34 protein-coding genes and 1 pseudogene are annotated in these 26,322 nt (G+C 41.7%); 23 read left to right on the plus strand and 12 right to left on the minus strand.

Features of this window, described 5'->3' with window-relative positions:
* Nucleotides 1-3 precede the first annotated feature (3 nt).
* The 4 genes from AABK37_RS02185 (at nt 4) to AABK37_RS02200 (ending at nt 5,187) form a co-directional block, all read left to right on the plus strand.
* Nucleotides 4-1,167, plus strand: a complete 1,164-nt coding sequence (locus AABK37_RS02185; RefSeq protein WP_432550067.1) for a Gfo/Idh/MocA family protein — start codon at nt 4-6, stop codon at nt 1,165-1,167.
* A 76-nt stretch (nt 1,168-1,243) separates the two neighbouring features.
* Nucleotides 1,244-1,585 (plus strand): cupin domain-containing protein, encoded by a 342-nt coding sequence (locus AABK37_RS02190; protein WP_432549973.1) that lies wholly within the window; start codon nt 1,244-1,246, stop codon nt 1,583-1,585.
* Between the two features lie 160 nt (nt 1,586-1,745).
* A complete protein-coding gene (locus AABK37_RS02195) occupies nt 1,746-3,917 on the plus strand; it encodes a catalase (protein WP_432549974.1) in 2,172 nt (723 codons plus the stop codon).
* Nucleotides 3,918-4,272: 355 nt separating this feature from the next.
* On the plus strand, nt 4,273-5,187 hold the full coding sequence (locus tag AABK37_RS02200) for a manganese catalase family protein (protein ID WP_432549975.1): 915 nt from the start codon (nt 4,273-4,275) through the stop codon (nt 5,185-5,187).
* A gap of 79 nt (nt 5,188-5,266) precedes the next feature.
* Here AABK37_RS02200 and AABK37_RS02205 read toward each other — a convergent pair whose 3' ends face one another.
* The 4 genes and pseudogenes from AABK37_RS02205 to AABK37_RS02220 all read right to left on the minus strand — a co-directional run bounded on the left by AABK37_RS02205 (nt 5,267) and on the right by AABK37_RS02220 (nt 6,378).
* A complete protein-coding gene (locus AABK37_RS02205; protein ID WP_432549976.1) occupies nt 5,267-5,524 on the minus strand; it encodes a hypothetical protein in 258 nt (85 codons plus the stop codon).
* 12 nt (nt 5,525-5,536) lie between these two features.
* Nucleotides 5,537-5,701, minus strand: coding sequence for a PEP-CTERM sorting domain-containing protein (locus AABK37_RS02210; RefSeq protein ID WP_432550068.1), 165 nt, complete (start codon nt 5,699-5,701; stop codon nt 5,537-5,539).
* A pseudogene (locus AABK37_RS02215) lies at nt 5,687-5,923 on the minus strand (hypothetical protein); the annotation flags it as partial. The gene AABK37_RS02210 and the pseudogene AABK37_RS02215, both read right to left, overlap by 15 nt.
* Before the next feature lie 254 nt (nt 5,924-6,177).
* A complete protein-coding gene (locus AABK37_RS02220) occupies nt 6,178-6,378 on the minus strand; it encodes a hypothetical protein (protein WP_432549977.1) in 201 nt (66 codons plus the stop codon).
* 181 nt (nt 6,379-6,559) lie between these two features.
* Here AABK37_RS02220 and ureE point away from each other — a divergent pair, with 181 nt between their 5' ends.
* Genes ureE through ureG form a run of 3 tightly spaced genes read left to right on the plus strand, consistent with a single transcriptional unit; the run spans nt 6,560 to nt 8,310 of the window.
* Nucleotides 6,560-6,997 carry an urease accessory protein UreE gene (gene ureE, locus AABK37_RS02225; RefSeq protein ID WP_432549978.1) on the plus strand — a complete coding sequence of 146 codons (438 nt, stop codon included), beginning with the start codon at nt 6,560-6,562 and terminating at the stop codon, nt 6,995-6,997.
* The gene (locus AABK37_RS02230) at nt 6,981-7,661 is read left to right on the plus strand and encodes an urease accessory protein UreF (RefSeq protein WP_432549979.1); all 681 of its coding nucleotides are present in this window, start codon (nt 6,981-6,983) and stop codon (nt 7,659-7,661) included. Before ureE ends, AABK37_RS02230 begins: the two co-directional genes overlap by 17 nt.
* Before the next feature lie 52 nt (nt 7,662-7,713).
* Nucleotides 7,714-8,310, plus strand: a complete 597-nt coding sequence (ureG, locus tag AABK37_RS02235; RefSeq protein ID WP_432549980.1) for an urease accessory protein UreG — start codon at nt 7,714-7,716, stop codon at nt 8,308-8,310.
* 145 nt (nt 8,311-8,455) lie between these two features.
* Here ureG and AABK37_RS02240 read toward each other — a convergent pair whose 3' ends face one another.
* Nucleotides 8,456-8,959: a hypothetical protein gene (locus AABK37_RS02240; protein ID WP_432550069.1), complete on the minus strand. Its 504-nt coding sequence runs from the start codon at nt 8,957-8,959 to the stop codon at nt 8,456-8,458.
* Between the two features lie 281 nt (nt 8,960-9,240).
* Nucleotides 9,241-9,477: a hypothetical protein gene (locus AABK37_RS02245; protein WP_432549981.1), complete on the minus strand. Its 237-nt coding sequence runs from the start codon at nt 9,475-9,477 to the stop codon at nt 9,241-9,243.
* 221 nt (nt 9,478-9,698) lie between these two features.
* Here AABK37_RS02245 and AABK37_RS02250 point away from each other — a divergent pair, with 221 nt between their 5' ends.
* The 7 genes from AABK37_RS02250 to AABK37_RS02280 all read left to right on the plus strand — a co-directional run bounded on the left by AABK37_RS02250 (nt 9,699) and on the right by AABK37_RS02280 (nt 14,281).
* Nucleotides 9,699-10,664 carry an acetamidase/formamidase family protein gene (locus tag AABK37_RS02250; RefSeq protein WP_432549982.1) on the plus strand — a complete coding sequence of 322 codons (966 nt, stop codon included), beginning with the start codon at nt 9,699-9,701 and terminating at the stop codon, nt 10,662-10,664.
* Nucleotides 10,665-10,687: 23 nt separating this feature from the next.
* Nucleotides 10,688-11,059: a TSUP family transporter gene (locus tag AABK37_RS02255; protein WP_432549983.1), complete on the plus strand. Its 372-nt coding sequence runs from the start codon at nt 10,688-10,690 to the stop codon at nt 11,057-11,059.
* A 264-nt stretch (nt 11,060-11,323) separates the two neighbouring features.
* Nucleotides 11,324-12,463 carry a BMP family ABC transporter substrate-binding protein gene (locus AABK37_RS02260; RefSeq protein WP_432549984.1) on the plus strand — a complete coding sequence of 380 codons (1,140 nt, stop codon included), beginning with the start codon at nt 11,324-11,326 and terminating at the stop codon, nt 12,461-12,463.
* A 58-nt stretch (nt 12,464-12,521) separates the two neighbouring features.
* Nucleotides 12,522-12,662: a hypothetical protein gene (locus AABK37_RS02265; protein WP_432549985.1), complete on the plus strand. Its 141-nt coding sequence runs from the start codon at nt 12,522-12,524 to the stop codon at nt 12,660-12,662.
* Between the two features lie 58 nt (nt 12,663-12,720).
* Nucleotides 12,721-13,089, plus strand: a complete 369-nt coding sequence (locus tag AABK37_RS02270) for an ABC transporter permease subunit (RefSeq protein ID WP_432550070.1) — start codon at nt 12,721-12,723, stop codon at nt 13,087-13,089.
* A gap of 81 nt (nt 13,090-13,170) precedes the next feature.
* Complete coding sequence (locus tag AABK37_RS02275) at nt 13,171-14,130, plus strand: polysaccharide deacetylase family protein (protein ID WP_432549986.1); 960 nt, start codon at nt 13,171-13,173, stop codon at nt 14,128-14,130.
* On the plus strand, nt 14,099-14,281 hold the full coding sequence (locus tag AABK37_RS02280) for an ABC transporter permease subunit (protein WP_432549987.1): 183 nt from the start codon (nt 14,099-14,101) through the stop codon (nt 14,279-14,281). The genes AABK37_RS02275 and AABK37_RS02280 overlap by 32 nt, the downstream gene beginning before the upstream one ends.
* A gap of 1 nt (nt 14,282) precedes the next feature.
* Here the strand turns inward: AABK37_RS02280 and AABK37_RS02285 are convergent, their stop codons facing one another.
* Together AABK37_RS02285 and AABK37_RS02290 are read right to left on the minus strand one after the other, a co-directional pair.
* Nucleotides 14,283-14,777, minus strand: coding sequence for an ureidoglycolate lyase (locus AABK37_RS02285; RefSeq protein WP_432549988.1), 495 nt, complete (start codon nt 14,775-14,777; stop codon nt 14,283-14,285).
* A 64-nt stretch (nt 14,778-14,841) separates the two neighbouring features.
* Nucleotides 14,842-15,291: a DoxX family protein gene (locus AABK37_RS02290; RefSeq protein WP_432549989.1), complete on the minus strand. Its 450-nt coding sequence runs from the start codon at nt 15,289-15,291 to the stop codon at nt 14,842-14,844.
* A 133-nt stretch (nt 15,292-15,424) separates the two neighbouring features.
* On the opposite strand from AABK37_RS02290, the gene AABK37_RS02295 reads away from it, so the two are divergent.
* From AABK37_RS02295 to AABK37_RS02335, 9 genes are all read left to right on the plus strand, one after another.
* Nucleotides 15,425-16,471 (plus strand): BMP family protein, encoded by a 1,047-nt coding sequence (locus AABK37_RS02295; RefSeq protein ID WP_432549990.1) that lies wholly within the window; start codon nt 15,425-15,427, stop codon nt 16,469-16,471.
* A 73-nt stretch (nt 16,472-16,544) separates the two neighbouring features.
* Nucleotides 16,545-18,038 carry an ABC transporter ATP-binding protein gene (locus AABK37_RS02300; protein ID WP_432549991.1) on the plus strand — a complete coding sequence of 498 codons (1,494 nt, stop codon included), beginning with the start codon at nt 16,545-16,547 and terminating at the stop codon, nt 18,036-18,038.
* 67 nt (nt 18,039-18,105) lie between these two features.
* Nucleotides 18,106-18,375, plus strand: coding sequence for a type II toxin-antitoxin system HicA family toxin (locus tag AABK37_RS02305; RefSeq protein ID WP_432550071.1), 270 nt, complete (start codon nt 18,106-18,108; stop codon nt 18,373-18,375).
* Nucleotides 18,362-18,685 carry a type II toxin-antitoxin system HicB family antitoxin gene (locus tag AABK37_RS02310; RefSeq protein ID WP_432549992.1) on the plus strand — a complete coding sequence of 108 codons (324 nt, stop codon included), beginning with the start codon at nt 18,362-18,364 and terminating at the stop codon, nt 18,683-18,685. The genes AABK37_RS02305 and AABK37_RS02310 overlap by 14 nt, the downstream gene beginning before the upstream one ends.
* An 84-nt stretch (nt 18,686-18,769) precedes the next feature.
* Nucleotides 18,770-19,150, plus strand: a complete 381-nt coding sequence (locus tag AABK37_RS02315) for a zeta toxin family protein (protein ID WP_432549993.1) — start codon at nt 18,770-18,772, stop codon at nt 19,148-19,150.
* Nucleotides 19,128-19,337, plus strand: a complete 210-nt coding sequence (locus tag AABK37_RS02320; protein WP_432549994.1) for a hypothetical protein — start codon at nt 19,128-19,130, stop codon at nt 19,335-19,337. Before AABK37_RS02315 ends, AABK37_RS02320 begins: the two co-directional genes overlap by 23 nt.
* A 1-nt stretch (nt 19,338) precedes the next feature.
* Nucleotides 19,339-19,530: a hypothetical protein gene (locus tag AABK37_RS02325; RefSeq protein ID WP_432549995.1), complete on the plus strand. Its 192-nt coding sequence runs from the start codon at nt 19,339-19,341 to the stop codon at nt 19,528-19,530.
* A gap of 36 nt (nt 19,531-19,566) precedes the next feature.
* Nucleotides 19,567-20,622, plus strand: a complete 1,056-nt coding sequence (locus tag AABK37_RS02330) for an ABC transporter permease (RefSeq protein WP_432549996.1) — start codon at nt 19,567-19,569, stop codon at nt 20,620-20,622.
* A gap of 72 nt (nt 20,623-20,694) precedes the next feature.
* A complete protein-coding gene (locus tag AABK37_RS02335; RefSeq protein WP_432550072.1) occupies nt 20,695-21,627 on the plus strand; it encodes an ABC transporter permease in 933 nt (310 codons plus the stop codon).
* A gap of 5 nt (nt 21,628-21,632) precedes the next feature.
* On the opposite strand, the gene AABK37_RS02340 is transcribed toward AABK37_RS02335, so the two are convergent.
* The 4 genes from AABK37_RS02340 to AABK37_RS02355 form a co-directional block, all read right to left on the minus strand.
* Nucleotides 21,633-22,037: a DUF2294 domain-containing protein gene (locus AABK37_RS02340; protein WP_432549997.1), complete on the minus strand. Its 405-nt coding sequence runs from the start codon at nt 22,035-22,037 to the stop codon at nt 21,633-21,635.
* 399 nt (nt 22,038-22,436) lie between these two features.
* A complete protein-coding gene (upp, locus tag AABK37_RS02345; RefSeq protein WP_432549998.1) occupies nt 22,437-23,069 on the minus strand; it encodes a uracil phosphoribosyltransferase in 633 nt (210 codons plus the stop codon).
* 313 nt (nt 23,070-23,382) lie between these two features.
* On the minus strand, nt 23,383-24,642 hold the full coding sequence (locus tag AABK37_RS02350) for a URC4/urg3 family protein (RefSeq protein ID WP_432549999.1): 1,260 nt from the start codon (nt 24,640-24,642) through the stop codon (nt 23,383-23,385).
* 255 nt (nt 24,643-24,897) lie between these two features.
* Entirely contained in the window at nt 24,898-26,154 is a 1,257-nt protein-coding gene (locus AABK37_RS02355; RefSeq protein WP_432550000.1) for a GTP cyclohydrolase II, read from the minus strand.
* Nucleotides 26,155-26,322: the final 168 nt, after the last annotated feature.

Consider the following 26,322-nt stretch of genomic DNA (forward strand, 5'->3'; position numbering starts at 1 on the left):
TTTATGTTTGACTTACTAAAATCAGAACTTAGCCGTCGTACTCTTTTATCTAAAGCCGGTTTTGGGTTAATTACACTCGGCATTGTTCCAACAATTTTAAAACCCAGCCGTAGTTTAGCTCAAGCCGCAAAAGAGCCACCGATGCCGCCAGAAAAAAAGTTAGGATGGGCAGTTGTGGGTTTGGGAAAGTTTGCTACCCAACAAATTATTCCTTCGTTTGCTGAGTGTAAGCGTTCAAAGTTGGTAGCATTGGTGAGTGGCGATCGCCCTAAAGCTGAACAGTATGCACGGCAATACGGCGTTAATCCCAAAAATATTTACAACTATCAAAATTACGACACTATCCGCAATAACCCAGAGGTAGATGTTATTTATATCATCTTACCCAACGCTTTACACGCAGAATACACCATTCGCGGCGCACAAGCTGCCAAGCACATCATGTGTGAAAAGCCGATGGCAATCACCGTCGCCGAATGTCAAGCGATGATTGATGCTGCGAAAAAAGCAGGGCGCAAATTGATGATTGCCTACCGCGCTCAATATGAACCATTCAACCTTGCCACGATTCAATTAGCACAAAGCGGTAAACTTGGCAAGTTGAAATCTATCGTCTCTGACCACGGACGCAACCTCGACCCTAAAGAACCATCAGACCGTTGGCGTGCCAATAAAAAACTCGCTGGTGGCGGTTCTCTTTATGACATCGGTATTTACAGCTTGAATGCCACAAGATACATCACAGGCGAGGAACCCGTAGAAATCAGCGCCATGATGTACAGCACCCCCAACGACCCCCGCTTTCGGGAAGTTGAGGAAAATGTCAACTTCACTTTGCGTTTTCCTAGTGGCGTGCTTGCCAATTGTACCTCTAGTTATGGTTACTCAGACACCAAACGCATCCAAGTTTTTGGATCTGACGCTACCTTGGAGTTAGACCCAGCTACCGATTACTACAAACACCGCTTGACTGTTAAAAGCAAAAGCGGCAACGAGGAGCGAAATATCCAAGAACAGAATCAATTCGCTTTGGAGATGGATCACCTTTCTGAGTCCATCATGAATAACAAACAGCCGAAAACCCCCGGCGAAGAAGGTTTGCAAGATGTCAAACTGATGCAGCTAATTTATGAAGCCGCTCGCACAGGTAGAACAATCAAGGTTTAAAAGTGTTTCGTAGTAAGCGCTTCAGCGCTTAATTAAGCGCTGAAGCGCTTACTACAGTAAAAAAAGGAAAGAAAATATGACTGATACTAGCGTTCAAAAAATAGACTCTGCCAATTCTCCCAAAGGTCAGCTCGGTCAGAAATATCTTGCATCTGGTAAAACTGTATCGATGCGCTTGTGGGAAAATGAGCAACCGGGCGAACCTAAAGAACCAGCAGCACGAGAATATGAAACTGTTGGTTATGTAATCAACGGTCGTGCTGAGTTACACCTTGAAGGTCAAGTAGTTGTGCTTGAACCTGGTAACTCTTGGGTAGTGCCAAAAGGCGCATCCCACACTTACAAAATCCTCGAATCATTCACCGCAGTTGAAGCAACCAGTCCGCCGGCTCAAGTCCACGGGCGCGATGAAGATTAGTTTTTCCTTAATCTTACCACCCTGAGAATCTGTGAAAAACTTCACACCTCAACCCCATAACTTTTTTCACAGCAAAAAAGATATGACTCAGGGTTGAGGTTTTATAGTTTTTTTTGAGTCTATTTTCATATAGAGAACTACTCCTCAAGTAACACACAGCATGACTGAACCCAACATCAACGAGCAAAGCAAAAACGAAAGTTTAGAACAGTTTCGCGAAGAACCTGGTGAGTACATGACGACGAACCAAGGGATACGTGTAAACAATACGGACAATTCGCTTCATGCTGGGCAGCGTGGACCGACCTTAATGGAAGACTTCCACCTGCGCGAAAAGATGACGCACTTCGACCGCGAACGCATCCCGGAGCGAGTCGTTCATGCCCGTGGATCTGCCGCGCACGGCTACTTTCAGCCTTACGAATCGCTGGCTGAATATACTAAGGCAAAATTCTTACAAGACCCTTCTGTAAAAACACCAGTATTTGCCCGTTTTTCTACTGTAGCTGGGTTTCGGGGATCGGCAGATACAGTACGGGATGTACGCGGCTTCTCGGTGAAGTTTTACACTGAAGATGGTAATTATGATTTCGTGGGCAATAATATTCCTGTCTTCTTTATCCAAGATGGAATTAAGTTCCCGGATCTTGTTCACGCCCTGAAGCCGGAACCGGACAACGAAATGCCGCAAGCCGGAACAGCACACGATAACTTCTGGGACTTCATCTCGCTGATGCCCGAATCGATGCACATGATCATGTGGATACTTTCTGACCGTACTGTGCCCAGAAGCTACCGCATGATACAGGGTTTTGGTGTCCACACCTTCCGCTTTGTGAATGAGCAGGGCAAAGCACGCTTCGTCAAGTTCCACTGGAAGCCACTGCTTGGTGTCCACTCCTTTGTATGGGATGAGGCACAGAAGATCGCAGGCAAAGACCCGGACTTCCATCGGCGCGATTTGTGGGAATCAATTGAGATGGGCGACTTCCCAGAGTACGAGTTGGGTGTACAAATTGTTGAGGAAGAAGACGAATTTAAGTTTGACTTCGATATTCTCGACGCAACTAAAGTCATCCCAGAGGAACTTGTTCCCGTCCGACCGATTGGAAAAATGGTCTTGAACCGCAACCCAGACAACTTCTTCGCCGAAACCGAGCAAGTTGCTTTCCAACCATCACATGTTGTCCCTGGTATTGACTACAGTAACGATCCACTTTTGCAAGCGCGACTGCTTTCATATCACGACACACAAATTCATCGACTCGGTAGCGCCAACTTCGAGTCACTGCCAATCAATCGTGCAGTATGCCCCGTGCATAATAACGATCGCGATGGCATTATGCAAATGAAAATCAACAAGGGTAAAACTAATTACTTCCCCAATTCCCTTGGTGGTGGCTGTCCGATGATGTCTCCTGAGTCGATGGGTGGATATGCCCACTACATGCAAAAAGTTGAAGGGCACAAAATTCGCCAACGTAGCGATAGCTTTAGTGACCACTTCAGCCAAGCAACTTTGTTCTGGAACAGCTTATCGAAGCCAGAGAAGGAACACCTAGTAAAAGCCGCTCAATTCGAGTTGGGTAAGGTGGAAACTAAAGAAGTTCAGCAACGCATGGTTGAACTTTTCAATAACGTGGATCACGAGTTAGCAAAACTTGTCGCAATGGGCATCGGTGTTGCTGCTCCTACACAAGCAGTTACGCAAAACCACGGTCGCACCTCCCCAGCTTTGAGTATTGAAAATAATCCTAATCAGCCGGAAAAGACTATTAAGGGTCGGCGCATCGCCATTTTAGCGGCTGACGGGTTCGACGGTTCCCAATTGATGGAAATCAAGCAGGCGTTAAAGAGTGGTGGAGCGCAAGCGGAGATTGTATCAAAGTTTAAGGGGATGATTAAGAGTGCTGACGGTAAAGAAGTTGAGGTAAAGAAGACTTTCCTCACTGCTGCATCGGTAATGTATGATGCTGTTTACATTCCTGGTGGCAAGGAAAGCATCGAAACGCTGAAGAAGGAAGGAGACGTTGTTGAGTTTATCAATGACACTCTCAAGCATTATAAGGCGATCGCTGCAACCGGTGAGGCAGTCGATCTGCTAATGATGGCACCTGAAAGCAAAGCGATGGCGTTGGATAAGGCACAATCAAATGGACACGTCACATCTGATAATGGTGTAATCGCCAGCCGAAATGCTGACAACATCAAGAACGTTGCTCAAGAGTTTGTTCAGGCGATCGCTCAACATCGTCATTGGACTAGAACAATCAACGAAATCAAACCACCAGTACAAGATGCGATTGGCGATCGTCTAACTATGGCTAACTAAATTTATACACGCTAAAGAGGGCATGATAACTAATATCATGTCGCCAAATCCACAACCATTACTGTAGAGACGTTCCAGTGGAACGTCTCTACGATTTTTGTACCCAAGATTGCTGATTATCAGAATGCACTAACAATCTCAGTCGCAAGAATTAAACAACCACAGTCAATATACTTATTTTTTAAGTATTTTTTATGTGACCTGAGAATGATGTACACAACAGATTAAATAGGTTTCCTATAAGTATAGGCGACGAGCAGCCACCGGATACCAGCCGAAGCGGCTGCACGCTCTAAATATCAGAAAAATCTGAATTTGTATCGCCTGCTCCACATGCAATAAATGAGGAACACTTATGTTTTACCATAAAAAGCAACTACAATACTTCAAACCGCCACAAAAACCCGATGCAGTGTACGCGATGAAAATTCAAGAACTCATCGGTGGCACCTTTGGGGAAATGACTGTGATGATGCAGTATTTATTTCAGGGCTGGAATTGTCGCGGACCTGCGAAATACCGTGATATGTTGCTAGATATCGGTACTGAAGAAATCGGTCATGTCGAGATGTTGGCAACGATGATTGCCCATCTGCTGGATAAAGCGCCGGTCAAAGTGCAAGAAGAAGGTGCTTTAGACCAAGTAGTGGGTGCGGTGATGGGTGGTAGTAACCCACGAGATGTAATTACGGCGGCAGCAATGAACCCGCAACACGCCATTGTCTCCGGTTTGGGCGCTACGCCATCTGATAGCGTTGGCTTTCCCTGGAACGGTCGCTTCATCGTTGCCAGCGGTAACTTGTTGGCAGATTTCCGCTCAAATCTCCACGCTGAATCTCAAGGACGCTTGCAAGCAGTACGCATGTACGAGATGTCTGATGATCCAGGCGTGAAAGATACTCTTTCGTTCATGATTGCTCGTGATACGATGCACCAAAATCAGTGGTTGGCAGCAATTGAACAGCTAAAAGAAGATGGACTGGAAGATACTCCAGTTCCCAGTTCCTTCCCGCAGAGCTTAGAGAAAGGCGAGTATGCGTATCAGTTCTGGAATCACTCTGAAGGCACTGAAAGTGCTGAAGGACGCTGGGCAAAAGGTCCTTCAATGGACGGCAAAGGCGAATTCGAGTATGTGGCAAATCCCCAGCCGCTAGGACCCGAACCCACACCACCGCAACCCGATCCACGACTCCACGGCACACCAAAAACCCAACAGATGCAAGGTACGGGTAATGGCACTGTAATTGAGCGTAGAGAAATCCGCAGCTAATATCGATGCCCCTAATCCCCAACAGAAAATGACACCCAATTAGCTGGCAGGTACTCAAAGTATCTGCCAGTTTTCTTATCTACGGCATTGGGGGAAGAGAATTTAAAAATGTCGAAAACAATTTTTTCCCCTTAACAGCCATCAAACCACAACCAACTGTAAATAATAGAATCCAGGCAATGCTGAATATAGTCGCTGTTTTTGTCCATCCAAGAGTAAAGCAGGTAATGTATAACCAATAAACGAGTGCGATCGCTCCTCCCATGATTGCACCAATGCTAAAACGAGTCAGCAATTCTCTCTTACCTGGTTTTTTAATTGATTGTTCGTCTGTCATAACTTCTCACTTTTAAGTAATAATACGCTTGCGCTTCAGTACAATTACTGCCGCACCCAACATTATTAAGCCTGCGATCGCACTTGGTTCTGGTACAGGCTTAGACTGTTCTTTAAGCAAAGTCTTGAGTATGGGAGAGAGGATATCGCTTGTGGGCTGCTGGTTTTGCAAATCCACATAGGTAATACCCAAGTCGGGAAAGTACCACCATTGAGAGTCATATCCAGTCACATCGCCATTGTGTCCCCACGCCCTACCGATGCCTTCAAATTCACGACTAGTCAAGCCTAACCCGTACTTCAAGCTATCCCCAACTCCTATATCCTGAAAATCAAGCATTTGCTTGAGACTGTCATCTGAAAGCAACTCACCCCCAAACAGCGCAGTTGCAAAACGTGTTAAATCTTGCGTGAGTTAGTGATGCAGCCGTTTGATATAAATAGCGCATATTCATTATTATTTGTGAAGTTAGTTTCAGTTTGGCAAAAATAGCGATCGCATTCCAGAGCAAAAATCTATCAAAAAGCTCTCAATTTACTGTCAAGTTAGGAGTTAGTGGATAGTGGAATCAACTATCAACTAACAACCAACAACTAACAACTATCAACCAACAACTACCAACTAACAACTAACAACTAACAACTAACAACTCTTCACTCTTCACATTGCATTTCCTGATGCCATAAAATCTCGGTTACTCGTGTAATCCCGGCTTTTAAATGGCGATGAAAGGTAGCAATCGAAACATCTAATATCTCTGCGGCTTTTTCTTGCGTGCTTGCGGGATGCAAGTAAGAGTGATACAAAGCGCGATAAAATTTGGCTTCGCGGGGTGATTTTTGCAACGATTCCATCGCCTCTTGCAATATTAGTTGTAAAGTAGCAATGCGCTCAGATGTTTGAGTTAGTAGGACTTACACAAGTTAACGCACTCGTACGCCAAGGTTCGGGAGAGTTTGAGAGAGTTTTTGCGCTGATGACTGATAATATGGAGATTGTGATTTTGTATTTTAGATTTGAAATTTTTAATTGCTCATGCTCACTTGTACGCAACGCAAACCGCCAAACAGTAATGCAGCAGTCACTCTAACTCTTGCACTCACAGCAGAAGAACGCACTCGCAGTCGTCATCGCTTTGAAACGAAAGATGGAGAAGTTGTATTTTTGCGTTTACCGAGAGGAACGGTGTTACATGATGGCGATATTCTCGAAGATGAAACAAATAGCAATTTAATTAGAATTTCTGCCAAACCAGAACCTGTTTTAACTGCACTTGCGGAAACACCGTTATTATTATTACGGGCGGCATATCATTTGGGAAATCGTCATGTACCATGTGAAATTACTGCAAGTTATTTACGTTTTTTGCCCGATTCGGTTTTACGCTCAATGTTGTCACAATTGGGGCTAGAAATTAAAGAGGAAGTTTTACCTTTTCAGCCAGAAATGGGCGCTTATGGACACACTCACTGAGAGCAATCTTTTATGTCTTTTACAGTTAGCGAGTCCGGCTTTACCTGTGGGAGCATATAGTTATTCTGAAGGATTGGAAACGCTGGTAGAAAATAACGTTATTAATAATCAAGAAAGTTTACAGTATTGGTTGAAAGCAGAATTGCGTTATGGGGCGATTCGCCTAGAAGCGGCGGTGATGGTAAGAGCTTATAATTGTATGATTAGGAATGATTTAGAAGCGCTGTGTCGTTGGAATATGTGGTTAACTGCGGCAAGGGAAACCGAGGAATTACGTAATTCTAGTTTACAAATGGGGCGATCGCTTATTCAATTATTTGCTAAACTACAACCACAAATCAAGCCTTTAGCTTATGCTGTGGGTAATTGTAATTATGCGATCGCTTTTGGCATTGCTGTTGCTTACTGGGATATAAATATACAAGCCGCAATGTTAGGATATCTGCATAGCTGGATAAGTAATTTAATTACTGCTGGCGTGAAACTTATACCTTTAGGACAAACAGCAGGACAGTTGTTATTGCTGAATTTACAATCATTAATAAGCGATGCAACAGCGTCCATTCTCGCCTTAGAAGATGATAACCTTAGTTGTTGTAGTTGGGGTCTATCTTTAGCAAGCATGGCGCATGAAACCCAGTATACAAGATTATTTCGCAGTTAAATATGTAGGGGCGGGGTTTCCCCGCCCGACCCTAACCAACAATTAACAAATCATGAATACATTTCGCGTCGGTGTAGCCGGTCCAGTAGGATCGGGAAAGACAGCTTTGGTCGATGCTTTGTGTAAGGCGATGCGTGAAAAATATAATATTGCCGTTGTGACGAATGATATCTATACTCAGGAGGATGCACAATTTTTGGTGCGTTCTCAGGCTTTGAGTGGCGATCGCATTTTGGGTGTAGAAACTGGCGGTTGTCCTCACACAGCTATTCGCGAAGATGCTTCGATGAATTTAGCAGCAATTGAACAGTTAGAAGTGCGTTTTCCTGATTTAGATTTGGTATTTTTAGAAAGTGGCGGTGATAATTTGGCAGCTACTTTTAGCCCAGAATTAGTTGATTTAACTATTTACGTTATTGATGTTGCAGCAGGCGATAAAATTCCTCGCAAAGGTGGTCCCGGAATTACGAAATCTGATTTATTAGTGATAAATAAAATTGATTTAGCGCCCTATGTTGGTGCAGATTTAAATGTAATGGAACGGGATGCTAAAAAAATGCGTGGCGAGAAACCGTTTCTTTTTACGAATTTGAAAAGTCAACAAGGATTAAAAGAAGTAATTGAATTTGTAGCTGAAAATGTTTGTTAATTTATAATTATGAATAGCATTAATAGATAAAATGGTAGGCATTGCCCATTATATATTAATCATATCACGTCGGGTGTTGGAACACGTATTGTAGAGACGTTCGGTGTGGAACGTCTCTACGACGTTTGCGGCGTTTGTGTGAAAATCAGTCAGTTCCACCCCAACTCCAAGTAGGATTTCCAGCAGTGACACCTTTTTTTGTAATTACAGGAAAGAAGTTATTAGCATCTTTTAAACCCGTCATATCCAAAATTAAAAATACTTTACCACCAGTAAACCGCACGCGGAGATGGAAGTCAGAATTTTTATCTTCACTACCAGATTTGACGATACTACCAGCAGCGATACATTTACTAAATGCAGGCTTGAGATTTGCTACCCAAGTTACGCTAAAAGGGTCAGTATTAGAGATGGTAAAAGGTTCAGCGAAAGAACTTAATTTTGCTGAACCGTTAATAGTGTATCCTCCTTCGTAGTAGGGTGCGTTTTGTTCTGTTACAATCACCTTTTGCGGACAGTTTGCTGCTGGTGTATTTGATGATTTGTAAACGCTAAGTTCAACTTGGGCGGCGTTAGCTGATAATGCTGGGAAAAGAGCAATACCTGCGATACACGAGTAGGCGATACTCCTTTGGAGTCGCTTTGCGATGGGCAAAGCCCCGCCTTTGGCGATACTCCTTTGGAGTCGCTTTGCGAACGCGCTTCTTAAACGAAGGATAAAATACTTATTTGTCATTTTTGTTGTTTTTATTCATTTATTAATTAACCAAAGGCAAAATTATACAGAACTACAAAGTTAACTATCGGAATAATCATCAACAAAATTAACCACGGATTCTTGCCAAGCTTTTTCACAATATTCACAAATGCTATGATAAGGAAAATCAAAGCAACAAAATTCACCAAAGGAATGAAAATTGCAATAGTCCACTAAGGTGACTGACCTCCTGCTTTGTACATAATCCAGTTATTTAAAATCGGAACCCAAGCAAACCAAGCGTTTGGTTCTCCTAGCTTCTGGTAGATTTTGTAGAAGCAGTAAGAACCGAAAATATAAGCAGCAAGCCCAAAAATAAAGCTAAAGAAACTTCCCGCAGTACTACCAGAACTTTGGTTACTTTGAGCAATAAAATAGACGGAACTCCAATCAAATGTTAGAAAAAGCATTTTTACCCTGAGAAAAAATCAAAATGAATAATTTGTATCTTTTTAACTTTAGATTGACTGTTAATGTGATAATTTAAACAAAAATTAGCTTTTGTGTAACTAAAATGATACATTTTTGGTAGTTTGAGCTACAAATTAACCAACCACGATAAAAAATGAGTTGGTAGATGTTAAACCCGCTATCCTAAGCAATAATACTGAGCAAGCACCCAAGCGCAGCGATGACTCACCACATTTTAAAAGCCACCAAGAAAACCGTTCATCTGGGTGGTTTCTCTCAACAGCTAGAACCAGCACTGACTGTAGATTCTGGCGATACGGTTGACGTGGAAACTTATACTGGTTACTACATTTACGACAAAGCACCATCAGAATTTCTGACACCAGAATTTATTGACATTTGCGAAAATCTTCCGCCAGAACGCAAAGTTGGTGGGGGACCGCATTTACTCACCGGACCAATTTATGTGCGGGGTGCGGAACCTGGGGATGTTTTGGAGGTAAAATTAAAGGCAATTAAACCGAGTTTACCTGTTGGTTTCAATGCAATTCGTACAGGTTGGGGAGTTTTACCACACCAGTTTACTCAACCTGTTCTTAGATTCATTCCTCTCGATTTAGAAAATAATATCGCTGAATTTCCTACAGGTAGTAAGATTAAAATTCCCCTCAAACCCTTTTTTGGTATTCTTGGTGTGGCAACTCCCGAAACATCCCCAAATTCAATTCCTCCTGGTTGTTATGGCGGTAATATTGATAACCGCGAATTGCAAACAGATTCTAGAGTATTTTTGCCAATTTTTGTGACTGGTGGATTATTTTCGATTGGTGATGGACATTCCGCACAAGGAGACGGTGAAGTTAATGTTACCGCGATTGAAACTTCAATGAACGGTACAATAGAACTGAAACTTCGCAAAGATTTGCAACTAACAACACCCATCGCCGAAACTGCTACCGATATCATTACAATGGGGTTTGGTCAAACTTTAGATGAAGCTTTAGAATTTGCTGTAAAAAATATGATTAATTTTCTGGAACGCTTTGCAAATTTGTCGCCAGAAGATGCTTATGTATTATGTAGTATATCTGTGAATTTCCGCATTACTCAAGTTGTGAACAGTCCCCAAAAAGGCGTTCACGGAATGCTACCAAAGTCAATATTTACAAAGCAAATTAGTTTATAATTAACAATTTACCAACGTTTTTTATGTCTAACATAATCATTCAAATGCTGCTGATTGGTTTAGTCGCTGGCGTTGCTGGCGGTATGTTTGGTATCGGTGGCGGTGCAATTATGGTGCCTGCAATGGTCTTACTAATTGGTATGGATCAGAAGTTTGCTACTGGCACTTCAGTTGCTGCTCAAATATTGCCAATCGGCATTTTAGCAGCAATTGTTTATTATCGCAACGGGAATGTCAATATTCAGTATGCTGTATTTATTGCAGTTGGTCTAATAGTTGGTAATTTATTTGGAGCGCTGTTTGCCAATCAGCCGTTTATTAGCAGTGAATTGATGAAGAAGCTATACGGTATCTTTTTATTAGCGATTGGTTGTAGATATTTGTTTTTCCGATAAGTGGTATTATTACCACTTTTTTTGTAGGTAAGGTTATTTACTTTACCTACATTTTTTGAGTTGTTAGCTAGGCGATCGCTTATTTTTCAATATTAATGTAATTTGCAAAACTTAGTATCGCAATATCACCAAAATTTAGTATAATCGAAATCATTATTATGACAATTTATAAGTAAGTTGCCGACCACAGCAAACAAGCAAAATCACAGCAAATAGATGATTGTATATTTCTGTTGCTACTACCAATAAAAAATCTTTTTCAATATGGATCGTCGTAACTTTCTCAAGTATGCCACTTTATCAGGGGCTGGCTTTACCTTTGCTGGCTGTACCGCGAGAAAATCCAATCAACAAAGTGAAGTGTCTGCCACAGCCTCGCCTTTAGCGGCAAATGAACCTCTCAAGGTAGGATTTATATATGTTGGACCTGTAAACGATTTTGGCTGGACTTATGCCCATGATTTAGGTCGTAGAGAATTGCAGGCTAATTTACAGGAGAAAGTGAAAACTACTTTTGTAGAAAATGTCAGCGAAGGTGCTGATGCTGAAAGGGTAATTCGTCAACTAGCTTTAGACGGAAACAAGTTGATTTTTACAACTTATTTTGGCTTCATGAACCCGACAATCAAAGTCGCAAAAGACTTTCCGAAAGTTTTCTTTGAACATTGTACTGGTTACAAACGCGCTGTCAATGTCGGCACTTATTTAGGACGTTTTGAAGAACCGCGATATTTAACTGGAATGATTGCCGGCAAGATGACAAAATCTAATATCATCGGTTTTGTCGGTGCATATCCAATTCCGGAAGTAATTCGCGGAATAGGTGCTTTCACTCAAGGAGTACGGTCAACAAATCCCAAAGCACAAGTTAAAGTAATTTGGGTACAAAGTTGGTTTGAACCGACGAAAGAACGAGACGCAGCGCAAGCTTTGGTAAATTTAGGTGCGGATGTTTTATCACAGCATACTGATTCGGCTGCTGCAATTCAACTAGCAGAAGAAAAGGGTATTTATGCTTTTGGTTACAATACTGATATGAGTAAGTTTGGAAATAAAGCGCATTTAACGTCAGCAATTAATAAGTGGGGCAAGTTTTATACTGATAAAGCTTTGTCTGTGATTAATGGAACTTGGAAATCTCAAGATGTTTGGGATGGTATTAGTCAAGAAATGGTAGATATTTCGCCGATGAATCAAGTGATTCCTGGCGATGTTCAGCAATTGGTGAATGCAAAGCGCGATGAGTTTATTAAGGGTACGGCACATCCTTTTGATGGTCCGGTGAAAGACCAACAAGGTGTGGTGCGAGTTCCACAGGGTAAGGTGTTGGATGATAAGGGACAATTGGCTATGGATTGGTATGTTGAAGGTGTTGAGGGAACGCTTCCGAAGCCGAAATATTAATATCATTTTGGATACTCTTGACCAATAATTGCTGAATACAATAAGGATAAATGAAAAGATGACCCGTACTTTTAATCATAAATTTTCTGGTCAATTACTAGCCAAGTATCAGCCAAAAACAATTACCACAGAACAAGAGAACGAGCAAGCGATGTCACAGACAAGCCGCTCCGCGTCTACGCTCTCGCTCAATATTTAGAACATCGTCCTAATCGAACCCCGGAAGAGGAAACGCTTTTATAACTTTTGGTAACACTATATGTTTTCAAGCTAAGGTGTGGAATATTGGTGCAGAAGGACAATTGACGATTGGGGCGATTTCTAGTAGTATTGTCGCGTTGGCATTTCCTGATGTGAATAATTATGGAATACTCTTACTTAGTTTGATTGCTGGCGTTTTGGGTGGTGCGATTTGGGGCAGTATTCCCGCTTTTTTGAAGGTGCGATTTAATGCCAACGAAATACTCACCAGCTTGATGTTAAATTATGTTGCAATTTCTATTTTAAATTACTTGGTGCGCGGACAGCTAAAAGACCCTCAAGGATTTAACTTTCCGGAATCTGCGCCTTTCGGTGAATTTGCCAGTTTACCATTATTAAAGTTAGTGGAAGTGGTTGGTAATTAGTGGTTAATGGGAACTTTTGACAACTATCAACCATCAACCAACAACTATCCACTATCAACCATCAACTGTGAGGAGATTTAAGTGTCCGCTAATAAATTATCTAAAATTGTACTAATAGGAACAATTACTTCAGTTGCAGCTGCTGGAAGTTTTGCTTTAAGTTTAATTGTACCGACAAGCGTAATCAATCATCAATTGGCAATTCAAACGCCGGAAAACACAAGTTTAAAAAATCCCAAACATCAACACATTGCGAATTTGGGCAAAGTGATGAGTACATCGGCGCAAGCCGTCGCCCCAAGGACGAATGTGATTTCTGATGTGCCAAAATTATTTCAGGGAACAACTATTTCTCAAGCGAAACTGAAACCAACTGATAAAGTTGTTGCCCTCACTTTTGATGATGGACCTGGACCAAAAAATACGGCACAGGTATTAGAAATTTTGAAGAAAAATAATATCAAAGCTACATTTTTCATGATTGGGGAAATGGTGCAAGCGTTTCCCAAGATTGCTAAACAAGTAGCAGATGACGGTCATGTAATTGGCAATCATACATGGCATCATTGGTATCGTCGCATGGATACAGCAACGGCGGCTAAAGAAATTGACCGCACTGCTGATATTATTTACAAAACTACAGGTGAGAAAACTACTCTATTTCGTCCACCTGGAGGCTTTTTGCATAATGGATTAGTTGACTACGCCAAAAATCACCATTATGCTGTGATGATGTGGTCTGGTGAGTCAGGTGACGCTGAACGCCGTTCTCCTCAAGTGCCGGGAATGGTGAAAAATGTGATAAAAAGTACTAAACCGGGAGCAATTATACTCATGCATGATGGTGGTGGCAACCGTTCCAAGACTGTCAAAGCATTACCACAAATGATTGCCGATTTGAAGGCGGAAGGTTATCGATTTGTAACGATACCTGAATTGTTGCAAATACAAGATAAAGAAGAACATTTAGCAACAGCACCTTCACCGAGAGTAACACCTGCGGTTACAGATGAACATCCAAACCCTCAGCCTAATAATTAGTGATACTCTGCGGGCAGCTACACCTCTGATTTTAGCGGCACTAGGCGAATTAGTAACCGAAAAATCAGGGGTGTTAAACCTTGGTGTTGAGGGGATGATGTTGATTGGGGCTGTAGCTGGTTTTGGTGAACCTTTTTGTCCTACTCATTAAACTAGACCATCTCAAACTCTAACTGATGACTCTTAACAAAATCATGAGTGAAATGATCCACCACATTCGTATCACTCAATTCTAAATTATAAAAATCGACAAACTCATGCTCAAAATATGGTCCTGCGTGCCAAGTTCCCACCTCTAACTTAATAAAACAATTTCCCGGAATGCGAAAAGCTGCAATCTCTTCTAAAGCTGGTTCATCAACATTATTATCAGGAGGACAAACCACAATTAACCAATCCTTTCCTGACAAAGAACCCAAACATTGAGTGCATTGCAAATGCCGAGTGATTTTGTAAAACTTTCCCCCTCGGCGTTGCAAGCGGATAATATAAAAGCGGGGAATTCCATTTTGCAGGTTTAACTGGGCATCTTCGACACCGTAAGCTTTGCCATCTTTACTTGCAAAAATAACTTGTCCATAACGGCGAAAATTTTCTGGTGTTACCCATTCTGCCTGTAATTGTTGTACTGTATTTGCTGTACTCATATCAAATAAAGTATGAAGTATGAAAGCTAAAAGTGTTTTATAACATCATACTTCAAACTTTGGTTTATACTTCAGTTTCTAGTTCTTTAGGAATAAGAAATTTGGGAATAATTGAAGCTTGTTTTTCTCTATTGCTCGGTTTTGTATACCACCAAGCCCATGCAATTAAAACCGCTTGTAAGGGCAGTCTTATCGCTTGCAGTAAGTTTGAATCTGGTACATGGTCTATTTTAATGTGATTAACCGCCATGTTGATATTAGCCGGGTAAACAGCAATAAAAAGAGCAATTAAACCCCAAGCAGCAGGTTGACTTAGAGGGGGAACTAATAAACCGATACCACCCAAAATTTCATAAAAGCCACTCAGATAAACTAATCCTAAAGGATTGGGCAGTTGCGGCGGTACAATTCTTACATATTGATCGGCAACGGTAAAGTGCGTTATTCCAACTATGATGATACATACTGCAAGAATGACACGTAAAAGTTCTTTGTTCTTTTTTATGTATTGCATTTGGTATATGTTTGAGTTTACTCTTTCAGTTTGCTTGCTGTATGTCACAATGTCTTCAGTCAAGAGTCGGAAAATTCGCGTTTGCCTGCTTTGGACTTTCACGTTGATTAACTAACAATCTCAGGGCTAGTGTATGGCGGTATTGAATCGGCGTCAATTTCTATATAGTTCAGTTGCCTTTAGCACCAGTTTACTGCTAAAAGCTTGCAGTAGCAATCAAACAACGACACCCACGGCAGGTGGTGGTGAAAAATTTAAGATAGCGATCGCACTTCCTGGTACCATCACTGACAAAGCCTGGAATCAATCTGGTTACGAAGGTGTCAACCTTGCCAAACAAAAGCTGGGGGCAGAAGTTAACTTTGTCGAAAAAGTCGCGCAAGCAGACCAAGCCGAAACTTTAGGTGATTTCGCTCGTAGGGGCTACAATATAATATTCGCCCACGGCGGACAATTTGACGCTTCTGTAGAACAAATCGCTGCCCAATTTCCCAACACGTTTTTTGTCTGCGTCAATGGTAATCTTAAAAAAGAAAATATTGCCGCTTTGCGAATAGATCATCTGCAAGTCAGCTATTTGTGTGGAATTATTGGCGCTTCCCTAACCAAATCTAATAAAATGGCTTACATTGCTGGCGAGAAATTCCCCGCTACTGAAGATGAATTACGCGGATTTGAATTAGGGGCAAAATCAGTTAAACCAAATATACAAATTATCCCTACTTTTACAGGTGATTGGAATGATGTTGCTAAAGGCAAAGAAGCTACTTTAGCATTGATTTCTGCTGGCGCTGATGTCATCTATCAATGGTTAGATAATTCCTCACCTGCCGTGTTACAAACAGCAGCCGACAAAGGTGTTTATGCTTTTGGTAATACCAAAGACCAATTAGAAGTAGCCCCAAAAGCCGTTTTAACCAGTGCAGTGAAGCGAATGGATTTAGCGATCGCATATTTAGCAGAATTAGCAAAACAGAAACAATTAAAAGGGCAAATATATACAATTGGTTTAGAAAGACCAGATATTTTAAACTTAGGAAATTTTAACGAAATTGTTCCAGCAGCAATTAAACAAAAGGCATTAAATACAAAACAAGAAATTGTTGATAAAAAAATCACCTTTGAAAATTGCAAAGATAATAATAAAGATACGCGGTGTGCCAAAAAAGCGACAGCTTAAAAATTAAAGCCTCACGCAAAGTTTTTCTCTGCGATGCCTCTCTGCGTGAAATTTAACACAACTACAACACGCAATGTCATATTTACGTTTAGAAAAAATCACCAAACGCTTTGGTTCATTTATTGCTAACGATAACATTAGCCTAAGTATTGAACCTGGGATTCATGCAATTTTAGGTGAAAATGGTGCAGGTAAAACTACTTTAATGAACATCATTAGTGGTTTATATCAACCTGACGAAGGTCAAATTTATCTCCAAGAAAAAGCAGTAAATTTTGCATCTTCAAAAGACGCAATTAATCAAGGTATCGGCATGATTCACCAACACTTCATGCTTGTACCTCAGTTAACCGTCACCGAAAATATCATTCTGGGAACTGAGAAAAGCTGGCGTTTAAATCTGCGGCAAAAACAAGAAGAAATAGCTGCTTTATCCCAAGCTTATAAATTAGAAATTGACCCCAGTATGAGAGTAGCAGATTTACCAGTAGGAGCGCAACAGCGAGTAGAAATTCTCAAAGTTCTTTACCGCCAAGCAAAATTGTTAATTCTCGATGAACCGACAGCAGTATTAACACCACCAGAAGTGAAATCTTTAATTGCTATTCTCCGCCAACTTGCAGCAGCTGGAAACACAATTATTTTTATCAGTCACAAGCTTGAGGAAGTGATGAATCTCTGCGATACAGTAACGGTGTTGCGACGGGGAAAGGTAGTAGCAAATACAAATACTCAACAAGCTACACCTCAACAATTAGCAGAATTAATGGTAGGACGTGAAGTTGTTTTACAGTTAAATAAATCAGCCGTTTCACCAGGTAAAATTATCTTATCGGTGCAGAATTTGCAAGTAGCGGATGAGCGAAATATTACTGCTGTACGTGATGTTTCATTTCAACTTCGGGCAGGAGAAATTTTAGGAATCGCGGGTGTTGATGGCAACGGACAGCGAGAATTAGCTGATGCCATAACAAATTTACAAACTGTTAAAAGCGGTAAAATAGAGTTTGCTGAAAAAAGTATTGGTTACATTCCCGAAGATAGGCAAAAAATGGGTTTGGTATTGCAATTTAGTATTGCCCAAAACCTGATTTTGAAGACGTTTAAAAAGTTGCCTTTTTGTCGTCGCTTTTTATTGCAGAAAGAAGCAATTAAAAATCACGCTAAGTCTGCAATGCAAGAGTTTGATATTCGGGCAACGGGGGAAGATGTGAAGGTAAATCAGTTGTCGGGAGGAAATCAACAAAAGGTGGTGTTAGCGCGAGAATTGACGGGGGAACCGCTGTTAATTGTCGCAATGCAACCGACGCGGGGATTAGATGTGGGGGCAACTCAAGCAGTGCATTCTCGCTTGTTGGCAGAAAGAAAACGCGGTGCGGCAATTTTGTATATTTCTACTGAGTTAGAGGAAGTGATGGCAATGAGCGATCGCATTGCCGTAATCTACAGAGGTGAGTTTCTCGATATTTTAGATGCAGCGAGTGCGACGGTGGAGGAAATTGGTTTGTTGATGGCAGGGGGAAGAGGAGGGGGAGAGGGGGGGAGAGAGGGACGACTTGGGGAGTAATAACTCCTAAGCCTATAATTTTATGACTAATATGGTGTAAAGTAGTATCATATAGTGATACTGTATGATGGGACTTAACAGCAAACACCAAAAAACGTTCAATGCTATTTTTGAGAACCCAGTCAAATCCAATATCCCTTGGAATGATGTTGAGACTATGTTAATTGCTCTTGGTGCTGAAGTATCAGAGGGTGCGGGGTCAAGAGTAAAGGTTGTTCTTAATGAAATAAGAGCGGTTTTTCACAGACCACATCCGGAGAAAGAAACAGATAAAGGTGCGGTTAAATCGCTACGACGGTTTTTGACAGAAGCGGGAGTGACAAATGATGAATTATAAAGGTTATGAAGCAATTGTAGAATTTGATGATGACGCAGAAATTTTTCATGGTGAAGTAATTAATCTTAGAGATGTAATAACTTTTCAAGGCAACACCGTAGCAGAATTGAAGCAAGCATTTCATGATTCTGTAGATGTTTATTTGGACTTTTGCAAAGAACGTGGTGAGGAACCTGAAAAACCATTTTCAGGTAAGTTTTTAGTCAGAATCAATCCGAGTTTACATAAACAAATTGCAATCAAAGCAAAGAAAGAAGGACAAAGTTTGAATTCTTGGATAGAAAAACGGTTATCTGAGTCTAAAAATTGATTGCTAGCAAGTCTGGAGTAATAACTCCTAACTTTTGTACAGACGTTCGGTGTGGAACGTCTCTACCTAACTTTTATAATCAGTATGCCGAGTATATACGTTATTGGTGGTGCAAATGGTTCAGGTAAAACGACTGTTTCTATGAGTTTGCTGCCGAATTTTCTCGACTGCTTTGAATATGTGAATGCAGATGCGATCGCAGCTGGACTTTCTCCATTCAATCCAGAGTCTATGGCTATTGATGCAGGACGTTTGATGATTCAGCGACTGCGGACATTATCTAATTTGAGAAGTGATTTTGCTTTTGAAACCACACTAGCAGCTAGAACATTTGCGCCATTTATAATTGATTGTAAAGCAAAAGGTTACACGATTAACTTAATTTATTTCTGGCTGCAAAGCGCTGATTTGGCAGTTGAAAGGGTAGCCAGACGGGTTGCTAGTGGGGGACACTCTATTCGGTGAAGAGGTGATTCGTAGACGCTATGAAAGGGGACGAAGAAATCTGATTGATTTGTATTTACCCATAAGCGATCGCTGGATCGTTTACGATAATTCTAGTGTAGATGCTAAATTAGTTGCAGAATATCGTATTGGTCAGCAAATAGTTGTCTACGAAGGTGAAATTTTTAATTTACTTAGAGGAGAGTAGTATGGCTGAAAAAAAATTGGAACTTCTGTCTGACAAAATTAATGCTGGAGTAAAAGCAGCAATTGCAGAAGCGATTGAACGACATCGCAAGCTTGGTCAATCTATTAGTATTATGCAAGATGGGAAAATCGTCACTTTAACTGCTGAGGAAATACCAACGATTCAGTCACAACACCTTGAAAACAAAAGCTAATGAGTGCGATCGCATTGCCCTAATCTATGTCCCATAATGACTGCAACTAACCGTATCCAATTGCTACCAATTCTCTCACCGCTAATTGCGATCGCCTCTTCTCTCATTGTCGGTGCAATTCTCATCATACTCGCCGGCGCTAACCCAATCGCTGCATACACTGCTTTATTTCAAGAATCTCTCTCAACTTACTTTGGCTTTGGTAACACGCTTACCAAAATGGCACCGCTATTATTAACTAGTTTAGGCGTACTAGTCGCGTTGCGTGCCGGTCAATTTAATATTGGTGGAGAAGGACAAATTTATCTCGGTGCTTTGGGAAGTGCTTTAATAGGGTTATACGTGCAAAATTTACCCGCATTCATTCACATACCTTTAGCGCTTTTGGCAGGGTTTATTTTTGGTGCAATTTGGGGTTGGATTCCCGGTTATCTGAAAGCAGTGCGCGGAGTGAATGAGGTAATTACTACCTTACTGCTAAACTACATTGCCATCAACTTGGTTAGCTATCTGGTGCAGAATCCGTTGAAAGCAGCAAACGCGCCTAGTCCATATTCGCCATTAATAGCCAAATCTGCACAGTTACCGATTATTTTACCAGGAAGTCTGGCACATGCAGGAATTTTGCTGGGATTAATCGCGGCAGGGATATTGTGGGCATTGTTGATGCGATCGCCTTTAGGATACCAAATCACCGCCGTCGGATTCAACGCCATCGCTGCCCGTTATGCTGGTATTTCCGTCCAACGCACGATTATGTTAGTAATGGCGTTAGCGGGTGGTTTAGCTGGTTTAGCGGGTGCGTCTGAGGTGATGGGGTTGAAATATCGCTTGTTTGAACAAGTATCATCAGGTTATGGATTTGATGCGATCGCGATCGCCTTCCTCAGTCGCGGTAGTGTTTTCGGTGTAATATTAACTTCTCTATTTTTCGCAGCTTTACGTAGTGGTGCAAATGTTATGCAACGTAGCGCAGGTGTCCCCGTGACTGTGGTTTATGCTATTCAAGGTTTAACTGTGTTGTTTATTGCCATTAGTCTAGCGATGGAAAAAAAGATAAAAGTAATTAAACCGCCCATAAACGCTGATTAACGCAGATAATGAACTTTGAAGTACGTATAGCCCCACCCTTCCAGGGTGAGGGCATCCAAATACCCATGCCCTATGCCCAATGCCCTCTTCTCAGATTACCTTGTTGCTACCCTGCGTTTAGCCGTCCCCCTCGCATTCGCTGCTTTGGGAGGACTTTATTCTGAACGTTCAGGAGTGCTAAATATTGGCTTAGAAGGAATGTTGCTTACAGGTGCTTTCACCAGTGCTGCTGCCACCTTTTACACAGATAATCCGTGGATTGGTGTTATCGCTGCCTTGATTGCTGGGGGAATCGTCGGTTTACTTCATGCTTTTTTATGTGTAACTTTGCGCGTCGATCAGTTGGTATCTGGGTTAGCAATTAATCTTGTCGCAGCTGGGTTAACATCTTTTTTAGGGCGGCTAATATTTAGTGGTGGTATAGCTCAACAATTGCCCGGAATTGCAGCAATTATTATTCCCGGTTTTGCCAATATTCCCCTAATTGGCGCTTTGTTACAACAAGATATTTTGGTATATTTATTATTAATAATAATTGCTTTAACTACATACATTTTGTTTTATACTAGCTTTGGTCTAACTTTGCGAGCTGTAGGAGAATATCCACAAGCAGCGGATACGGCTGGTGTTTCGGTGCAAACTGTGCGTTACATTGCTGTGATAATCAGTGGATGTCTTGCCAGTTTGGGAGGAGCTTATTTAACTTTAGTACAGATAAAGTTTTTTGCGGAAGGGATGAGTGCTGGCAAAGGATTTATTGCGATCGCTGCTTTAATTTTTGGTAGATGGCATCCTGTAAGTACAGTCTTAGCTTGTTTGTTGTTTGGGGCAACGGAAGCTTTACAATTAAGAATACAGGCATTGGGTGCGAATATTCCCTATCAATTTTTGGTAATGTTACCTTACGCGATCGCCTTATTTGCCCTCGTTAGCAAAAAAGGAAAATCCACACCACCAGCAGCTTTGGGTATCGCTTATTTTCCCGAAAATCGCCAGCGTCAGTAAATATCTCAATCGCTTACACTATTCAAGTCAACTTTAGGAATAGCTTCCGGATTGCGAACCGCAGGGGACTGTTCCAAAATAGCAATGATACCAGTCCGATTAGTTGCTAAACTGGAATTGCTAATTATATCTATCACATTTCTGTTAATAATTTCCTCAATCAAAGCTTTAATTTGTGGCTTAATTATTTTATTTAAACTCACTCTAACTTCTTCAGCTAATTTCCTATAATTACCATCAACAAGAGTTTGCTCAACTAGAGTAACAGAATCTTCTAAAGTAACGACAATTTCTTTATCAAAGCAATGACAAAGAACTTTGCTAGGACGTAGCCCAAGTTGAGTATTATATAAAGAACCAATACGCTGTGATATTTCTCGTTCTAATTGTCCAATAGTTGGTTTAGCCATAAAGAATTTCTTAATTTTAGATAACTCTATTGAAAAAGATAAAGTTATTTTTTTCTTAATGATGTATTTGCTATCAATTCAGATGAAGTCTCAGAAAAATTTTCACCTGTGATATATTGCATTCAGGTAATTCAAGTCACACTCACATTCATAAAAACCACATGTAGGTTTAAAAATTATTGGTTTATTGAAGTCGTTATTTACTAGATGCCCATTTGTTTGCAATATTAACTATGAATATTATTTATCAAGCTTTATTGCAAAATATGAACATAACAATATCATGAAAGGCTAGGATAACTTTTTGCCTCCCCCAATAGACACACTCAAAAAATCATAAAAAAGGAAGAAGACAAAATTTACTTTTTATCTCTTACCTTTTTTTATCTGACTATTGGCTTACTTTGTACCAAACAAGCGATCGCCTGCATCTCCCAAACCAGGTATAATATAACCGTGTTCATCCAAATGGTCATCAATTGCTGCCGTATACAAAGGCACATCAGGATGTACCGCACAGAAATGCTCAATACCTTCCGGTGCAGCAAGCAAGCAGACAAACCGAATCGACATCGGATTAGTTGATTTCAGTCTTTCCACTGCTGCCACCGCTGAATTGCCAGTAGCCAACATCGGATCGACCACCAGCATATCTCGCTTATCCACGTCATCGGGAACCTTAAAATAATACTCCACCGGAATCAACGTCTTTGGATCGCGATATAAACCAACATGTCCCACCCTAACCGATGGCATTAACTCCAGCATTCCATCTAAAATGCCCTGTCCTGCCCGCATAATCGAAACTAACACCAGCTTTTTTTCCGGTGCCAGCACTGGTGCATTCATTGGCGCTAATGGCGTTTTTATCACTTCATATTTCAGCGGTAAATCCCGCGTCACTTCATAAGCCAACAACAAGCTAATCTCTTTCAGAAGAACGCGAAATTTTGCCGTACTAGTTTCAGCCTTACGCATCAGCGTTAATTTATGCTGAATCAACGGATGGTCAATTAAAGTTACTTTTGTCATATTTTTATATAAAGTGGGGAATGGGGAATGGGGAGTGGGGAATGGGGAAAGAAAAATTTCCTACTCCCTACTCCCTACTCCCTATTCTTTCTGGGGAATAGGGAAGAGAGATTTTATTACTTCTAGAACTTACGCAAAAACTCTCCCAAACCTCTTTCCTTCGTGTCCTTTGCGTTCTTCGCGGTTCGTTCTCCATTAATTCTGCGCTCATTCCTGTATATTAAAAAAACAAAGAAAACAATTATCAGCAACCAAATGTGACTGCTGACTCATAACTCGTTCCTTAATTCAAACTAACTGTAACTACTTACAATTAGAATACAGTGCCATCGCTTTCTATTTGTATAGGGGGGACACCACCTGTTCTCAGTTCTGCGGCAATTTTTCGTCCTGCCGTCCAAGTTCCACCTTGGAGGATTTTCACCAGAGGCAATTCCTTAGCACTCATACCCAACTTCTCGCGCACTCTAACCGCAATGCAATCCAACAAAATCACCGTCAAAGCACGCCATTCAACTATAACTTCTGATGATACTAAATGAGGCGATCGCAAAATCTGCGAATCTTTAACCTTGATAAGTCCCAAATCCAGACATAACCCTCCATTGCGATATTCTGGCAAACCAGTCAGCGCATCTAAATTAGTAATTTCTAGACCGAGTTCCTGTAGAGGTTCCAACAAAGAGTAAGTAAGCCATTGAGACAATTTATGAAATGGCACCAAATTATCATCACTAATAGCCGGGTGAAACCAAACATCCCCCAAATTAACTCCAGCAACTTCGACTCGTCCAGACCAAATATCACTTAGTCCTTCTAAAACTGCATCGAAAACTGTAGTTGCAGCGATGCGGAGTACCGCAACCTTACGGAACGCCTGATTCTCAGACTTTCCCATTAAGTAATTTACCATATTTCCCGGACGCGGATTTACTTCGCCAAATAAATCAGGAGAAGATACTAAAGCTTGTCCTAATTTCTGCAACAACTTCAACCGCCCAGAAACGCCTACCAAAGGATTTTCGGCATTTACCTGAAACCCATCCGCCAATTCTTCTTCTGTTAATAATTGCAACTTTTGAGCATCCGCTTGTAAAGGTTGTTTTTGGTCACTAGAAAAAGCACCTTGACAAAACATCCGGAAACTAGCAACAGCCAAACCTTCACTTCGCCGGAAACCCAAATTAGTCTCATGCTCATAATAACCCCAACTATTCCCCGCCCCAGCATCCAGCAAAACACTAATAATCGCCAAATCAAACTTCGCCATCGCTTTTTGCAACGGTGTCATTCCCACCAACATCTCATCCAACTGAGTTAAACGTCGCACACCCCCAGCCTCAAAATGTCGCCAACGACTGTGAAACGGAATATCAAAATTAGGGTACTCACCCCGCATCACCGAAATCACATAATCTGCTACCTTATCCAACTGCATCAAATCACAACCAAAATTTGGCAACTTATCTTCAGTCGCCAATACAAACAATTGCATACAACGTTCCCGAATAGCGTAAGCAGAACGAAGATATGCAATCAACTCCTTCCCCTCTAAACTTGGCGTTCTTGGCATCTTGGCGGTTCGTATCTCCGTAAATAATGGGAATGGGGGAGTGGGAGAGGGGGGGACAAGGAGACAAGGAGAGGGGGAGATGGGGGAGATGGGGGGATGGGGAGAGCGGGGGATGGAGAGAAAGAATTGTCTCCTTGTCCCCTTGTCCCCTTGTCCCCTTGTCCCCCTGTCCTCTTGTCCCCTTGTCCTCCTTGTCCCCCTTGTCCCCCTGTCCCCCTGTCCCCCTGTCCCCCTGTCCCCCTGTTTCCCTACTCCCTACTCCAAACCTCGTCCCTTCACATCAGCTAAACTGTTTGCATCTAACACATCCCCTGTGGTATAATACCCGGCAGCTTTTTTCGCTTCAATTTCCACCCGCGCATCTTGAGGAATCAAATCATCCGGAATCGCGATTCGTTCAACAATCTCAATTCCCGACTGAGTTATGGCATCGAACTTCATATTACTCATAGATACCATGCGGTCAATGCGGGTAATGCCCAACCAATGCAGTACATCCGGCATTAATTCTTGGAAGCGCATATCTTGCACACCTGCCACACATTCAGTACGCTCAAAATAGGCATCAGCGCGATCGCCTCCTTCTTGACGCTTGCGAGCATTGTAAACCAAAAATTTCGTAACCTCACCAAGGGCGCGACCCTCTTTGCGACAATAAACAATTACCCCAGCACCACCTTCTTGCGCTGTTTGCACGCACACCTCAATTCCGTGTACCAGATAAGGACGACAAGTGCAGATATCTGAACCGAAGACATCCGAACCGTTGCACTCATCATGTACCCTAACAGCTAAAGGCTTATTCGGATCGGCGATCGCTTCTAAATCACCGACAATATACACCGTCAAACCTCCAATTGGCGGCAAAAAGACCTCCAAATCCGATCTAGTCACCAATTCTGGAAACATTCCCCCAGTTTGTTCAAATAAAGCGCGACGCAATTCGCCTTCGGTGATATTAAACCGCTTGGCAAGTCCTGGTAAATACCAAACCGGCTCAATTGCGGCTTTTGTTACCACCAAATCGCCACCGGCTTTCATAATTTTACCATCAACTTGCAAGCGTCCTTTGGCGATCGCTTCTTGCAGTTCGGGCATATTAATGTGAGCTTTGGTGATGGCGATCGTCGGACGGATATCATATCCCTGTTCGTAGTATGATTGATACACCTCAGAGGCGATCGCTCCATAAGGGTCAAGCGAGACAATTTTATCAGGAACTGACCAGCTTGGATATGGTCCAATGCGCTCTGTTGGAGACGTGTTGGTTAAATCCGCTATATGATCTGATTGCAGCGCTCCGCTAGCCACTGCTAAAGCGCGATAAACCGCATAACCACCCGAATGAGTGCCTATAACATTGCGGTGCGCCGACTTTGTTAAAGTAGCAATCACTGGACCTCGTTGCATCGGGTCAGCAGCTCCCCAGTTAATCGCGATCGGCTTGGGACCAGAACGACTGGGATGAGAAGTCAGAACAATATGCCGAGAAACGCTGTTTTGTTTTGGCATAGTCAATTTATTTTTTGTTATCTTTTTATCAACTATTATTTCCTAGGGATTTGTCAACTGCCAAGACACCCTTTTCACTTTTATAAAGATTGTGCTAATGAATTGATATATTGCGGAAACGCACTCACAGTATTACTGACTACAACAAATAGCATGATAATTGCCGCG

Source organism: Tolypothrix sp. VBCCA 56010 (assembly GCF_050875635.1).
Taxonomy (GTDB): domain Bacteria; phylum Cyanobacteriota; class Cyanobacteriia; order Cyanobacteriales; family Nostocaceae; genus Hassallia.

Excerpts from the sequence above, each read along its gene's own strand:
- AABK37_RS02185 (WP_432550067.1), top strand. The coding sequence starts at position 4 with ATGTTTGACTTACTAAAATCAGAACTTAGCCGTCGTACTCTTTTATCT.
- AABK37_RS02190 (WP_432549973.1), top strand. The coding sequence starts at position 1,244 with ATGACTGATACTAGCGTTCAAAAAATAGACTCTGCCAATTCTCCCAAA.
- AABK37_RS02195 (WP_432549974.1), top strand. The coding sequence starts at position 1,746 with ATGACTGAACCCAACATCAACGAGCAAAGCAAAAACGAAAGTTTAGAA.
- AABK37_RS02200 (WP_432549975.1), top strand. The coding sequence starts at position 4,273 with ATGTTTTACCATAAAAAGCAACTACAATACTTCAAACCGCCACAAAAA.
- AABK37_RS02205 (WP_432549976.1), bottom strand. The coding sequence starts at position 5,524 with ATGACAGACGAACAATCAATTAAAAAACCAGGTAAGAGAGAATTGCTG.
- AABK37_RS02220 (WP_432549977.1), bottom strand. The coding sequence starts at position 6,378 with ATGGAATCGTTGCAAAAATCACCCCGCGAAGCCAAATTTTATCGCGCT.
- ureE (WP_432549978.1), top strand. The coding sequence starts at position 6,560 with ATGCTCACTTGTACGCAACGCAAACCGCCAAACAGTAATGCAGCAGTC.
- AABK37_RS02230 (WP_432549979.1), top strand. The coding sequence starts at position 6,981 with ATGGACACACTCACTGAGAGCAATCTTTTATGTCTTTTACAGTTAGCG.
- ureG (WP_432549980.1), top strand. The coding sequence starts at position 7,714 with ATGAATACATTTCGCGTCGGTGTAGCCGGTCCAGTAGGATCGGGAAAG.
- AABK37_RS02245 (WP_432549981.1), bottom strand. The coding sequence starts at position 9,477 with ATGCTTTTTCTAACATTTGATTGGAGTTCCGTCTATTTTATTGCTCAA.
- AABK37_RS02250 (WP_432549982.1), top strand. The coding sequence starts at position 9,699 with ATGACTCACCACATTTTAAAAGCCACCAAGAAAACCGTTCATCTGGGT.
- AABK37_RS02255 (WP_432549983.1), top strand. The coding sequence starts at position 10,688 with ATGTCTAACATAATCATTCAAATGCTGCTGATTGGTTTAGTCGCTGGC.
- AABK37_RS02260 (WP_432549984.1), top strand. The coding sequence starts at position 11,324 with ATGGATCGTCGTAACTTTCTCAAGTATGCCACTTTATCAGGGGCTGGC.
- AABK37_RS02265 (WP_432549985.1), top strand. The coding sequence starts at position 12,522 with ATGACCCGTACTTTTAATCATAAATTTTCTGGTCAATTACTAGCCAAG.
- AABK37_RS02280 (WP_432549987.1), top strand. The coding sequence starts at position 14,099 with ATGAACATCCAAACCCTCAGCCTAATAATTAGTGATACTCTGCGGGCA.
- AABK37_RS02285 (WP_432549988.1), bottom strand. The coding sequence starts at position 14,777 with ATGAGTACAGCAAATACAGTACAACAATTACAGGCAGAATGGGTAACA.
- AABK37_RS02290 (WP_432549989.1), bottom strand. The coding sequence starts at position 15,291 with ATGCAATACATAAAAAAGAACAAAGAACTTTTACGTGTCATTCTTGCA.
- AABK37_RS02295 (WP_432549990.1), top strand. The coding sequence starts at position 15,425 with ATGGCGGTATTGAATCGGCGTCAATTTCTATATAGTTCAGTTGCCTTT.
- AABK37_RS02300 (WP_432549991.1), top strand. The coding sequence starts at position 16,545 with ATGTCATATTTACGTTTAGAAAAAATCACCAAACGCTTTGGTTCATTT.
- AABK37_RS02305 (WP_432550071.1), top strand. The coding sequence starts at position 18,106 with ATGGGACTTAACAGCAAACACCAAAAAACGTTCAATGCTATTTTTGAG.
- AABK37_RS02310 (WP_432549992.1), top strand. The coding sequence starts at position 18,362 with ATGATGAATTATAAAGGTTATGAAGCAATTGTAGAATTTGATGATGAC.
- AABK37_RS02315 (WP_432549993.1), top strand. The coding sequence starts at position 18,770 with ATGCCGAGTATATACGTTATTGGTGGTGCAAATGGTTCAGGTAAAACG.
- AABK37_RS02325 (WP_432549995.1), top strand. The coding sequence starts at position 19,339 with ATGGCTGAAAAAAAATTGGAACTTCTGTCTGACAAAATTAATGCTGGA.
- AABK37_RS02330 (WP_432549996.1), top strand. The coding sequence starts at position 19,567 with ATGACTGCAACTAACCGTATCCAATTGCTACCAATTCTCTCACCGCTA.
- AABK37_RS02335 (WP_432550072.1), top strand. The coding sequence starts at position 20,695 with ATGCCCAATGCCCTCTTCTCAGATTACCTTGTTGCTACCCTGCGTTTA.
- AABK37_RS02340 (WP_432549997.1), bottom strand. The coding sequence starts at position 22,037 with ATGGCTAAACCAACTATTGGACAATTAGAACGAGAAATATCACAGCGT.
- upp (WP_432549998.1), bottom strand. The coding sequence starts at position 23,069 with ATGACAAAAGTAACTTTAATTGACCATCCGTTGATTCAGCATAAATTA.
- AABK37_RS02350 (WP_432549999.1), bottom strand. The coding sequence starts at position 24,642 with ATGCCAAGAACGCCAAGTTTAGAGGGGAAGGAGTTGATTGCATATCTT.
- AABK37_RS02355 (WP_432550000.1), bottom strand. The coding sequence starts at position 26,154 with ATGCCAAAACAAAACAGCGTTTCTCGGCATATTGTTCTGACTTCTCAT.